This is a genomic window from Bradyrhizobium sp. P3_C3, from assembly GCF_056402655.1.
Genome location: NZ_JBFUGY010000003.1, coordinates 71,430 through 83,695, shown reverse-complemented (window position 1 = coordinate 83,695; position 12,266 = coordinate 71,430). Strand labels below are relative to the sequence as shown.

Annotated in this window: 9 protein-coding genes and 4 pseudogenes; 7 read left to right on the top strand and 6 right to left on the bottom strand. The window is 59.5% G+C overall.

Annotation, left to right across the window (positions count from 1 at the left end):
* The first annotated feature begins 52 nt into the window (after positions 1 to 52).
* Positions 53 to 331, top strand: coding sequence for a hypothetical protein (locus AC1DW2_RS05010; RefSeq protein ID WP_208088320.1), 279 nt, complete (start codon positions 53 to 55; stop codon positions 329 to 331).
* Positions 332 to 1,985: 1,654 nt separating this feature from the next.
* Positions 1,986 to 2,516, top strand: a complete 531-nt coding sequence (locus tag AC1DW2_RS05005) for a PRC-barrel domain-containing protein (RefSeq protein ID WP_208089547.1) — start codon at positions 1,986 to 1,988, stop codon at positions 2,514 to 2,516.
* Between the two features lie 1,313 nt (positions 2,517 to 3,829).
* On the opposite strand, the gene AC1DW2_RS05000 is transcribed toward AC1DW2_RS05005, so the two are convergent.
* Positions 3,830 to 4,060 (bottom strand): hypothetical protein, encoded by a 231-nt coding sequence (locus tag AC1DW2_RS05000; protein WP_166350443.1) that lies wholly within the window; start codon positions 4,058 to 4,060, stop codon positions 3,830 to 3,832.
* A gap of 212 nt (positions 4,061 to 4,272) precedes the next feature.
* Between AC1DW2_RS05000 and AC1DW2_RS04995 the strand changes: the two genes are divergently transcribed.
* Complete coding sequence (locus AC1DW2_RS04995) at positions 4,273 to 4,965, top strand: Crp/Fnr family transcriptional regulator (RefSeq protein WP_208088319.1); 693 nt, start codon at positions 4,273 to 4,275, stop codon at positions 4,963 to 4,965.
* A 219-nt stretch (positions 4,966 to 5,184) separates the two neighbouring features.
* On the opposite strand, the gene AC1DW2_RS04990 is transcribed toward AC1DW2_RS04995, so the two are convergent.
* A complete protein-coding gene (locus AC1DW2_RS04990) occupies positions 5,185 to 5,418 on the bottom strand; it encodes an HGGxSTG domain-containing protein (RefSeq protein ID WP_321576356.1) in 234 nt (77 codons plus the stop codon).
* A 71-nt stretch (positions 5,419 to 5,489) separates the two neighbouring features.
* Between AC1DW2_RS04990 and AC1DW2_RS04985 the strand changes: the two genes are divergently transcribed.
* The 3 genes and pseudogenes from AC1DW2_RS04985 to AC1DW2_RS04975 form a co-directional block, all read left to right on the top strand.
* On the top strand, positions 5,490 to 5,708 hold the full coding sequence (locus AC1DW2_RS04985; protein ID WP_477005336.1) for a hypothetical protein: 219 nt from the start codon (positions 5,490 to 5,492) through the stop codon (positions 5,706 to 5,708).
* Positions 5,709 to 5,798: 90 nt separating this feature from the next.
* Positions 5,799 to 6,401, top strand: a pseudogene (locus AC1DW2_RS04980) (DUF2130 domain-containing protein); the annotation flags it as partial.
* 23 nt (positions 6,402 to 6,424) lie between these two features.
* Positions 6,425 to 6,586, top strand: a pseudogene (locus tag AC1DW2_RS04975) (hypothetical protein); the annotation flags it as partial.
* 467 nt (positions 6,587 to 7,053) lie between these two features.
* On the opposite strand, the pseudogene AC1DW2_RS04970 reads toward AC1DW2_RS04975, so the two are convergent.
* Positions 7,054 to 7,399: pseudogene (locus tag AC1DW2_RS04970) on the bottom strand (hypothetical protein).
* Between the two features lie 688 nt (positions 7,400 to 8,087).
* Here AC1DW2_RS04970 and AC1DW2_RS04965 point away from each other — a divergent pair.
* Positions 8,088 to 8,468 carry a hypothetical protein gene (locus AC1DW2_RS04965; RefSeq protein WP_208088317.1) on the top strand — a complete coding sequence of 127 codons (381 nt, stop codon included), beginning with the start codon at positions 8,088 to 8,090 and terminating at the stop codon, positions 8,466 to 8,468.
* Positions 8,469 to 9,172: 704 nt separating this feature from the next.
* On the opposite strand, the pseudogene AC1DW2_RS04960 reads toward AC1DW2_RS04965, so the two are convergent.
* The 3 genes and pseudogenes from AC1DW2_RS04960 to AC1DW2_RS04950 all read right to left on the bottom strand — a co-directional run.
* Positions 9,173 to 9,268 (bottom strand): annotated as a pseudogene (locus tag AC1DW2_RS04960) (ABC transporter ATP-binding protein); the annotation flags it as partial.
* 3 nt (positions 9,269 to 9,271) lie between these two features.
* Complete coding sequence (locus tag AC1DW2_RS04955; RefSeq protein WP_477005335.1) at positions 9,272 to 10,306, bottom strand: Cj0069 family protein; 1,035 nt, start codon at positions 10,304 to 10,306, stop codon at positions 9,272 to 9,274.
* A 370-nt stretch (positions 10,307 to 10,676) separates the two neighbouring features.
* Complete coding sequence (locus tag AC1DW2_RS04950; RefSeq protein ID WP_477005334.1) at positions 10,677 to 12,083, bottom strand: TAXI family TRAP transporter solute-binding subunit; 1,407 nt, start codon at positions 12,081 to 12,083, stop codon at positions 10,677 to 10,679.
* Positions 12,084 to 12,266: the final 183 nt, after the last annotated feature.

Here is a 12,266-nt window from a genome sequence, read left to right as displayed (position 1 = left end):
CCTTACAGCCACAACAATCAAACGCGCGAGCAAGCAGACGCAGCACCGACAAATGGCATTCCCGATGACGTCGGCAGGAGGTTTAGGGCTTTGGGGTATTCTGGTCCTCGACCTTGGTAACGGAATTTCCGGCTTTGCGAAGAGCAACGAGCACAGCCTTGGCGAGATGAATACTTTCTTCGTCACTTTTCGTGACTTGGTTCCACGTCGTGCCGTGCCCAGAACCGGGATGATCATTGAAAGCGGTTTTGATGGCGCTTGTTATGACAATAAGGGGGTTCTTCTGACATCTCGGTCTCCCGCTGCTTTCGCTAGGCGTATCACGCCTTGACAAGGTGCGATGGCTGAGCGGCACCATGCGCAAGTATCGTAGTCAGCGCCAAACCGACCGCTATTTGTTTGCATTCCATTCCAGCAGTCGCGACTTTTTCGGCGCGGTCGAAACAAACCGCGACTACGGCAGCAGCGCTGTCTTGAAGGTCGCCTCACGACAGCCATTTTAACTTAGTCGATGAGACGCGTAGGACTTATCGACATCACGGTAGGCAACGCGGCGCGCCTCGGCGCATCGCAACGTTCCACCACGCGACGCTGCGCGTCGCACCACATCGCTACGCAACGCCTGAGCCGCTGGGGAAGCCCGGCGGCTCGCGCGCGTTTAGCCCGGACGCCCCCCTCAATCGCCTGTGGCTCCGAGACGCCTACCGCAGCCAGCCGGAGGCTGAAACCGAGGAGATCTGACAACGAGGGCGCGAGCCAGTCCTACGCCGCCCGACCCGCCGGCGGGCCTTACTTCGGTGGGTGCAAATCGCCTTGAAGCCAGCGTCCAAGGCCAGCGTCCAGGGCCCTTGGACTTCGTGGGGTCCTCAAACGCGGCAAAGGTCGTAAGGACCTGATTGCAGACAGCGCATTCAAACGTTAGCAAGTCGACGCCCCGGACGCGTGCTGGCTCGATGCTAACGAGCATCATCTGGGCCTTGCACTTCGGACAGGCGGGGCGCCCAATTGCGGCGAATGGAATGACGGACGAGAGGCGTGGAGGTTGGGGCATGATGCCTCCCTCGAGCAGGCGGGAGCGCAACACTCTCTGTCACTGGTAATGCCTAGAAGGCGTCTGAGTATGCGCCTGAGGGATCTCAAACGCGAGTTAATTCGCAGATATTTGGAAGGAGGGTAAGCGCCCAGCGAAATTGCGAAACCGGAAGCTCGCGCCCGATGCCGTGAGCGTCCGCCGCCAGTTGCCAGTCTGGGGCCTGTGCGTGAAAGAGCTCAGCTTGCTCGCGCGTGAGTGGAGGTATACGGCCCGGAAACCCGTTCGGGTTTGTCGCCGATGACAAGGTGGCAGTGGCGATTAGTTTGCTGGTGGTCGCCCTACAGCCATGGGTGAGTTGATTGGGGTTGCATTTATCGTGTTGAGTGTCGTGATCCTTTTCGCGATGGGAATGCGACTGCCGAACAGACCTAGCCCGCTTCATGTAAAGCCGCCGCCGATCCCCCAACCGGAGATGCCGCTCGCGGATGTGCTCCAGGATTTCGAGCGTCAATCAAAAGAGCAGGGTTAGCTTGATCAAAACCGTTCGCCATCGCGGGTGACTGGCACGACTACCCGCTTCGCGTTCTCGCTTCGCAACATTTCGCCCGCTGCATATCCAAGAGCATGGGGTTGAACCTCCGATTTGGTTAGCACCCCACCCCCCCTCGACGTTGCCGACAATTGCTTGCCCGCAGCTGTGCGTTGTTGGTGCCATCAGCCGACATCTGTGTCCAGATCGCGGTCCAGCGCGGCGGCCTTCGCGTGCGGATGCGGGCGATGCCGTTTACGAATGTTCGGATGACATCGTCTAACTGAAGGTGTCGGCTACCTGGACACGTCTTGGCCTGCGGCGGGAATTTGCCCCGTGTCCGCGACGGAAATTATTCGCTTTTCCGTCGCTGGAACCAAAATCCCGCCGCCCTATTGTTCCCTTAAACAATGGAGAAACATCATGATTTCCAAATGTCTTGCAATAGCAATCCTGGCTACCGCATCGATGAGCGGCGCGGCGTCGGCGCAAACAGCCACAAACCAAGTGGCTACGACTACCAGTGCTACCACGCACAAGGTGGGTGAATGGCGCGCGTCTAAGCTCGCCGGCGTCGATATCTACAATGAAGCAAACGAGAAGATCGGCAACATCCACGACGTGATTGTGGATAGGTCAGGCAAGGTGGCCAATGTCATTCTGGGTGTGGGCGGTGTTCTCGGCGTGGGCGAGCACTACGTGGCGGTCGCCTTCGATAAGCTGAAGTGGGTTGACCAGCCGGTGACCTCGACAACTGCGTCGACAACGTCCGCACCGCCGAATGCTCCTGCACCGACTTCCGCTCCAGAGAGTGCCACGCGAACCACCACCGGTGCCGCAACTACCACCACGACCACCACCACCACCAGCGCTAGTAAAAGTTGGTATCCCGATCACGCCGTGCTTAGCGCCACCAAGGATGAATTGAAGGCCATGCCGGAGTTTAAGTACTAGCTCTCGACGTACAATCCAAAAGCCGCCCCCAACGGGGCGGTCTTTTGTTTGATTGGCCGGATCGATGACGCGGGATTCTCCGTTGCGTGGAAAGGCCACCCCCTCTAGCTTACTGATCCAGCTCTCTCAAAATGCGGTGGGCCAAGTGCGTTCTTGGGATGCGCGGAAGGCCTCAAACAGCTTACGAGCCTTCATCGTATCGTGGCCATCTCGGTCCAAAGTGGCAACACGCTGCTCCTGTTCGGCAATGTGGCGCTCACCCTGCGCTACATGTCTTTCGGCTTGTTCCAAAGGACGAAGTTGCATGTCCCGGGGCGAGGATGATTGTGAAGGTGCCGACATCGTTGTCATCAAGACAAACAGCGGTGATCGGAGAAGCAAAGGAATCTAGATCAGTGACGTTGAAGGTCAGGTGCCGCATTCCTTCGCATGCACTGCAAAGCCACACGTTCCTAAGAAAAGGAGCCGCTGAGTTCTCACCCATGCGGCTCGTATAGTCCCTCCCAGCCCGTGTACCGCCGTTACCTTGTTTGGGCCATTCTAAACGAAGCTGGATGCGAGCCCAATTTGAGGCGGCCTTACCTTCAAGTGGGGGCCCTTAGACCGGGCGACCGCAGCCACTCGCTGATGTGTGAGCCGGTCTCAGCCAGTCGTGCTTTCCTGTCGACTTCATCGCGCAGAGCGCCATACGGAAGCAGTCTGGCTTGTTCATGCAGGCGCTCCGCTTCTTCGGCTAGACGTTCTTCAAGGGATTGGGTTTGTGTGAAACGATGACGCATGGCGCTGCTCCATTCCAGTGAGGAAGGCGGGAGCGCAAACGGCGTTCTCATCACCGATAAAAGCCACTGGCCGAGCGGTGATAGGGATAATTTAGCATGCCCCGTCGCCAATAACTGGTCAATACAGCCCAGCTGGGCGAAATAGTTAACGACTCGAATTAGGACGCCCAAATCCAACTTAGGACACGGCGGCGAGCGCCCGAGGCGGCCTCAATTCGATGGCTTGTTTGCGTCCTGCCCAGTTCCGTTGTCGGAAACCTGTTGATCGAATCCTTCTTGGCGGACTGGCTCCGCTTTGCGAGAAGGCTCAACCATCCCGCGACAAGTCGGAGCCAAGCGGCGCGCTCTGGCTCGCTGACGACGCAGTAGCTCTGCTTTGGGTCAACAGCGTCGGGTGCGCACGGCCGAGCCGCTTCCGCTCTGCCCACAAAACCGGTACTGCCCGCGAGCCAGCCGGGACTTTGCGTACGGGCCGAGATCGGACAGCTGAGATGATCCATCGTTAGCGGGCATCACTAGATGACGCCGAGCCCATTAGCATCCGGCGTCCGCGTTGGCTTCTGCAAGCACCCGGTCGCGCAAGACCATGGGAGAACGTTCGCCGCGCCGGGCAAACGCGATGACTCTCGCCGCGATGGTCTCGCGAGCCCGCGCGTCGCCATTGATGTGAAGGGAGTTGCAGGCTTCCTCACACGCCAGGGACATCGCCTCAATATCGTTGGGCTCGAATACGCCGTCCAATACGAACGGAAGGATGACACCCATAATTCAGCTCCTCTGTTTATGGGACGCCTCTTGGTTCGACATCTCCATTAACGAGGGAGTCTGGGCGCATTGGGAGCGGGAGTCTGACCTTTATTGCTCACTCGCCGGCCGGGCACGTGCCAGTTACTCCGCGACCAGCACTTGTTCGGGGGTTTTCCCGATGTTCGGTTTGCCCTAGAATATAAACTCGCGAGAATTAAAGGCAGGAAGCGGTGGCCAAGGAAAGGAAGAAGCAGCCCTTCGACGTCCAGGTGTTCCTCAACACCGTGGCCGGGGGGAGGACCGTTTCGAACTATCGGAAGAATCGGAAGGTCTTCTCCCAAGGAGACCCAGGTGATGCCGTCTTCTACATTCAGGAGGGCAAGGTCAAGGTCTGCGTCGTCTCCGAGCAGGGCAAGGAGGCGGTCGTCGCGCTCCACGGAAATGGGGACTTCTTTGGTGAGAGCTGCCTAAATGGGCATCCGCTGCGGGTGGCGACGGTCGTGACGGTGACGGAATGCGTCATCATGCGGCTCGAAAAGGCAGCTATCGTGCGTGCACTCCGCGAGGAGCCGAAGTTCTCCGAGATGTTCATGGCTTACCTGTTGTCTAGGAACGCCCGAGTCGAGGAGGACTTGGTCGACCAACTATTTAATTCCAGTGAGAAGCGTCTGGCGAGGGTGCTCCTCCTGATGGCGAACTTCGGCAAGGAGAGTAAGCCCGAGCGGGTCATAGCGAAGGTAAGCCAGGAGACACTCGCGGAGATGGTCGGGACCACGAGGTCGCGCGTCAGCATGTTCATGAACAAGTTCCGCAGGCTTGGGTTCATCAAATACAACGGAACGCTGGAGGTCCATAATTCCCTGCTAAACGTGGTGCTGCACGACGGTCCTCACCTCAGGAAGAGTGCCGAAAGGGAAGAATGAATTTGGGGAATCCGGTCAGTAGTGGCCAGCACGGTCCTAGTTCAACTTGACCGCTGCGATTGTCCCGAGACTATCTCTGTGATGACGGCTGCGTTCGGCAGGGTCTCCCAATCCGTCACGTAGCAGATGAACGGCAACGATGATGTCAAAAACACGCTCGCTTTGATATCGTCCCATGACCGCTTCGGGTCATAGGCGACATCGGACGCCGATGGAAATTTAATCGCAAACCAAACCGGCGAGGCACTTCATTCCTATGAGCATCGCGGAAAATTTCCGCCGGTTTGCAATCGCCTCGGCCGTGTAGCGCCCATGCTTGTACGCGTGTTGATTCCCTTTCGGTGCGCCCGGTGATGATCCGCCGTGCATCCGGCACCTACCGTTTGCCATTCCCGGCGACTGGCACGACTTCCCGCTTCGCGTTCTCGCTCCGCAACGTTTCGCCCGCTGCATATCCAAGAGCATGGGGTTGATTCTCCGATTTGGTTAGCACCCCACCCCCCCTGAACGTGGCCGACAATCGCTTGCCCGCCGTTGTCGACGTGAACGTGCTCGACCGTGACTTTCTGCTGGCCCTTGCCGCGATGCCGGTTCAACGCTTCCAGCAATGTGGCGTGCGTGCGACACCGCTTGTTAGCCTGCCCCAAAGTTTCCTTACGGCCTTCAAGTGTCTGCTCGGCAATCATCGCCCGCCGATAGCACTCCATCGCCGCATTGTGCGAGGCGAGAAGCTGCGCCGCTAGCATTCCCTCGAATTCGTCATTCGGCGAAATCCCCGCAAGCAGGCTGAGCGACGAAACCTGCCGTTCGTGAATGCGCTCAGCGTCGGGATTGGCACCGAGATCATTTCGATCATGTTCGAGATGAAGAACGAAGGCGACAAAACCGCGACAAAAAGCAAGAACGAGGACTTCCTCAAGGAGCTCGATCGGGACCGGGCAGAGAAGGGCTGCGAGTACGCTGTCCTAGTCTCCCTACTTGAGCCTGAAAGCGAGCTTTACAACGCAGGCATCGTCGACGTCTTCCACCGCTATCCGAAAATGTATGTCATCCGGCCACAGTTCTTCCTGCCGATGATTACGCTTCTGCGGAACGCGGCGACCAACTCGCTGAAGTACAAGACCGAGCTTGCGCTTGTGAAGGCGCAGAATATCGACATCACCCATTTTGAGAGCCAACTCGAGACGTTCAAGAACGCATTCTCGAAGAACTACGATCTGGCATCCAGGCATTTCCAGACCGCGATCAACGAGATCGATAAATCCATTGATCACCTGCAGAAGACCAAGGATGCATTGATCGGCGCGGACCGCAATCTGCGCCTTGCGAACGACAAGGCGCAGGACGTGACGATCAAGAAGCTAACCCGGGGCAATCCGACGATGGCCGCGAAATTTGCGGAGCTGAAAAATCAGCCCGCTGAAGCGGCTGAATAAGGCCGCCAAGCTACTTCCTCATTCTGCGTGGCCTCGGCGCGCACATCAGGGGTGCCAATGGCGAGAACCAGGCCATCATTCGGTTCCTGAAGGTCGCGAACGACACCGCGATCGCCGTCAACCAGGGCGGCAAGCGCAAGGGCGCGGTCTGCGCCTATCTGGAAACCTGGCGCGTCGACATCGAGAATTCCTCGCAAGAATACCGGCTAGGAGCGTTTGAGCCTGCCGTCGGCGCGGTGGCCCTTACGACAAGTGAGCCGCGTCAGAGCTGACGCAATCGCTTTGTGAGCGCGTTCGATACGAACGAAGACGGCACCCGCAATGGTAGCTTTAGAACTGATCGCACCTATTGCTTCACTTCGCATCGCTAAGTCGTTGAAATACTAGGGAATGCGAGCGCCCTCCGAGCGCACCATAAACCCAAAGCGGCGATACGTCGTCGCAATGGGCTTCACTCTGGGCAAGGATCCAGTTCGGGAAGTTCTCGCTACCACAACGCTCGAGACGCACCCCGCTGATGCGCCTGAGCGATAATGAGAAAAGGTCTGGAAGCTAAGCTACATGTCTGCTTATCGAGCGACAGGAGACAGCCGTCTCTTGGTCGGACACACCGTCAACTTTTGACCCTAAGCGGCCTATTTTTAGAACTGCATCAAGTCATGCTGCCAGGCATGTAGCACCGGATGCGTGGATGGCCGTCGATGTAATTCTTCCAGACCATTGTACGGCCGAAACGGTTTGGTTCCTTGATAACGGCGCCGTTTGGCACGTTGACCCATTCGTTGTCGATGATGACGCGGTAACGCCCGCTATCGGACTCCCAATGGGGCATCAGAAACGATGTACCCGTCAATATCGGTGCAGCACTGTCCAAATTCGCTCTGCAAGCTTTCAAACCATGACTTCAGCGGGCCATCGTGCGCGAGTGCTGGCGTCACTAGCGCCGTCAAGCCAAGCAACAGTCCAAGCAACAGTGCCGCAGGTATTGCTGGAAACATCTCTTTGCCTCCGCGATCTTCACCGCCCGATCCGCGGGCCTGATGCGGACAAGGCTGGCAACCCGGAAAACAAGATGGCGCTTACAGCTGCGTCTCCGTGATGGGCGCAACAGCCACAATCGTTCGAGGCCTCGTCATGGGAGACTTTCGTCCCCGGCGCTTATGGACGTGAGTCCTTCAACTCGGGCAAAGGTTCCGCAACGACAGCTTAACTAAAGGTCAGCGCAGCTGCATGTTTGGTCCGGGGAGTCCGCTTATGGCCCAACTGGGAAGTTCGGCGGGCCTCTGAAAACGTCGGCTTGTTAGGGTAGACCGCAAGCCGCCTACCCTCGGCCCGACCGACACGATAGACCCTGAGCGGAAGCTTCGGCCAGGGCGACTGATCGTTCCGCAGCGGTCAAATTTCGCGTTTCAACTAGCTAAGGGGGGAGTAAAATAACTACGTTCAAGCACTTGCGCGAGACGCCCGCCGCGGCTCCTCCGCGGCTGGCATCAGCAAAAGGTCATGGGAGGATTTCGCGATGAAATCGCTAGCCTATGCCGCAACTCTGTTTGCGCTTACCTCCAGCTTCGCTTTCGCTCAAGAGCACAAGATGAGCGACGAAGATCTAATTAAGCTGTCGCTGTCGGCCGCGCCCGAGGCCATCGCCAAAGACGCTACCATCCTCGCTATGGATCATATGGTAAGATGCGTACATTGCGCGAAGGAACCGGGCAGTGGACGTGCATGCCAGGTCACGCTGATCCGGCCAATCCCGACCCGATGTGCGGTGATAAGAATGCGATCGAGTGGGCTTCGGCCTGGATGAACCACAAGGAGCCGCCCGTGAATAAGATAGGATTCATGTACATGCTCCGAGGGGACGGGGGTGCGAGCAACACCGACCCGTATGCAACCAAAGAAGAGCCCGGTAACAATTGGATTAAAACCGGCGCCCATGTAATGATCGTCGGCTCTGGCGCTAAGATGTTGGATGGTTATCCACGCGACGCGAAGGCCGACCCAACGAGGCCCTATGTGATGTGGCCTGGCACGCAATACGAGCATTTGATGCTGCCGGTCCGCTGATCTCGCGGTTTCTGTGTCCGTATAGGTTTTTAAGATCGGCAGTGATTGATCCCCGCCGTTCTGTGCGGGACGCGCGATGAAACGTGCGTCTATCGCACTGCGCTGTCGGCATGTGGCCCATGCAGCGAAGTGGCGGCACGCGTCATTGAGGTCCGTGCAATGGGGCATAGCGGACTGGATCTGCTCACATTGGGTTCTTGGCATTTTGACCCATAGGCGACTTCGGCTCTGTGCGGTTTTAGCTCTAGGTCGAAAACTGACCGGCAACTGTCAGCCTGATCGCCGACGGTTCGATCGGGTGAGTAATCCATCACGCTGTTTGACATGAACCGCCGAAGGAACTGCTAGTTTGGGCTCGACGGCACAACGCAACCAAATTTGGGTCCCGGGAGGTGGGCCAGCTCAAGGGCGCGGCTCGGTCGACGTCTGGGATGGACCGTTGCCGGGGCACAACACACGTCCAGTAGATCGTAAGCCCCGCCCTGCTTGCGGCACCCCGGTATGGCCGCCCACCTCGACCATCTTCCCTCCCTGGGGTAGCCTCCAGCGTAGGGTGGACCGATGCGTCGACGGCTAGAACGATTTCTTCCCATCGTCGTGCTTGCGCTGGTGATGCAAATACTGGCGCCGATCGCGGCCTCTTGGGCTGCGGGCATCACGGTGGCCGATCCACTGCAATCAGCAAGCATTTGCCACAGTGACGGGACCCCAGACGGCCCCTGCAGGGCGACGCATTCGCCGTCCTGCAAGTCGAACGACACCGAAATGTGCAGGCGCTTGAGCCCGCTGACCGTCAGCATGCGTCAAGGCTTAGGCTGCAGGCGATCGGCAACCCGCCTGGCGATCTCCGTCGGCGCCTCGCCCGGGTAGGGATGCACCGAGCTGACGTTGATCTCACCGAGCACGTAGCTGTCGCTCCCATCAGAGTGGACGGGGCCGAGCATGAAGTCGGCGTCCCAGATCATGGGCAGGTCATCTCGCGCGATCTCCAGCAACGAGGTTAGCTGTGGCGTCCACTCGTCCTCCATCAGCCGGCGCAGCCGCTGGAAGCGCGGGTCTGCGTTGGACGTGTAGAGCCGCGGCCCGGCCTCGGAACGAGCGGCCGGCGAGTCGACCAAAGCTTTGACTTTGTGGTGGCCGAAGCCCGCGCAGCGATCGCCGGCCATGTAGCAGCGGACCACGCCCTCGTTCAGGCGAAGCTGGAACGGTTGGTCGATGACGCTGCCGTTTTCGAAATACTCCGCGCAGCGACGAAGAAAATCATCCAGCGTCAGTTCCTCCGGCGCGTCCTTGGTCGCGTCCAGCACCCTTTTCATGGAGGAGGTCGGCAGCCTCTCGACCTTCCAAACGCCCTGGCCGCCGTTGCCCCGGTTGCGCTTGATCACACGTGGACCGGTGGCAAGCCGCGTCGGTAGTTCGGCGCGCATCTCCGCGGCGGTTTGATACAGCGCCGTGTCTGATCCCCAGCCCATCGAACGGGTTCGATAGAGGACTTCCTTGGTGCCCATTTTGAGAATGACGTCCGGGTGGGCGCTGACCCACACGCCCTGGGCGGCGACGTCGCGCAGCAGGGCGTCGAGACCGGCGCGGTTTCGGCCGTCTTGAATCGGATTGACCCAGACGAGCACACCGTCCACTGCGAGCAGTTGCTCGCGGACCGCGTCGGCGAAGCTTTCGTCGTAGATCGCCGGGCGAGCTTCGACGCCCACGACGGCGAGCGCCTCGAAGACGTCGGCGAAACGGCCGCCTTTCGAAGTTGCATCTCGACGCGCGACGGCATTTCCTCGCGAGAGGATAGCGATGGTACGTCGGGGGGAGGGGTGTCGTTCGGTGTCCATGCGCAAGCTCCACGTGTCGCGTGCTGCGCAGAGCTTGGACCGAAGTCTCACGGGGAGCCTGCTTTTCCCCTCACGAGCACCTTACGCGAACTTGTAAGGTGCTTTCAAGTCGGCGCGAGAAGCTCGGTCGGCCTCAGTGCGATGGGCCGCAGCTAAGCGCCTTGATCTTCCCGGAGGCGTCAAACGCGACCAGCGTGCTCTCCACGCCGGCGCTCGTCACGTAGGAGATCCTAGTCCCTTCGTGCGAGCGTCTCAGGTTGTCCAACTTGGATGCCAGATAGCGAAGATCGCGCGCCATTTTATCCTCCGACCTGAGAAGGCAAGACACAAGAAGCCAAGACGTTCCGCGAGGCAGTCCTGCCAGGTGCGCCTACCGGCGAGAGGCAAGTGTTGGACCCGGAGATTTTGCTTGATCGGTGGGGGCGCTCTGCAGCGTCGCTCGCCGTTCGGCGACGGCATGATCGAACAGTTCAAGGACCAGTCCGAGTGCGGCCAGGTCATCTTGTTCGATCGCTCCGTCATCGTAGCACTTCAGGGTTTCGCCGATGATCGTGTCGACTTCCTGTTGCGACAGCAGAAGGTCCTGTTCGGACCCGGCATCGCGAAGCTCCGAGACCACGGCGAGAATGCGGTTGCGGTGGCCGGTGGTGTCGTCCCGGTCATCCCGGTTCAGATAGCGACGCAGCCAGGCGGCGGCCGAACCGATCCCGGAAAGAAGAAGCAAGGCAAACCAGAAGTAGTCGCTGTACTTGTCCAGAAAGGTCCGCTCGGTCCCGTTGATGACCGCCGCGGCGCCCCGGTGCACAGCGGGCTCCGCCTCCTTCTCCGTGTCGGGCTTCGTGATGTGCGCGGCGCCGGCAACGCGTTGCGCGATCGAGTCGCGGACAGCGAAAAGCTCCCGGTAGAAGGCCGCCGCCTTTGCTTCGGACAGTTCTTTCCTGGCCAGAATGAGATGGTTGACGCTGATGGTGTCGACTTTGTCCTTGGGCCAGGCCGGCTTCGCGTTGAAAACACTGCCCGGAATCTCCTCGGCTTCGTAGCGAGCGTGCTTCAGGGCGATGGCCTCGGATGTTTCGACCGGAAGAAACTTCGGAGCTCCGCGCGATCGCGAGGTCGCGGCGATCGCGGCGGCGGTGATCCGGCTGTCGAGCGGGCCGACGGCGAGGTAGGCGTCGACAGTCGCGTCCTGCGCAAGCTTTTCGATTTCATCGGTCCCAAATTGGATTGTCGCAACCTTGTCCGACTCCACGCCGGAGGCGACGAGAATGGTGCGTAGCAATTCGAGGTTGGCTCCGGTCCTTCCGATGATGGCGACCTTGCGACCCGCCAGATCGGCGATCTCTCCGATCCTCCCGGAGGCCTTTTTCTTGGGGCCCTTCCGAGGCCCCCCGGTAGGCGACCAAAGCACGACGTAGTTCTTACGCAGGACCGCCAGTGTCTGCGCGTCGGCCGGCATACCGAGGTCGCCGCGACCGATTGCCAAGTCCGCTTTGCCGGCGCCCAGCAGAGCCAAGGATTCGGCCGCTCCCTCGGTCGTGATCGGGGAGAGCCGGACGGTCCTGCTTTCGTCGCCGAAAGCTTCGGCCATCGCCTGGACCACCTGATGATCGTCGCTGCCTGCGGGCCCGACGGCGATCCGAAGGGTCTCAGGCTGCAAGACGTAGAACAGGGCGGCCGCAGCAGCGCCGAAAACAACGAATCCCAAAGCCAACACGATTAAGAGCCTTTGTTGGCGTCGATCGTGGGCGCTCCTGATCGGGTAATCGGACGGTGACATCGGCAAAACCTACCTGAACAAACGCCTGCTGAGGCGTGCCGCCGAGAACTAGGTCGAACCGGTGTCCGACCGGAATGTTCCGTACGGGCGAGACTGAGTTCACGAAGGGCCGAATTTGACTGCGTAGCGAGTTGGCCACCATCCAGTAGCACGTCACTGAGCGACGACGAGGGTAGCCAGACC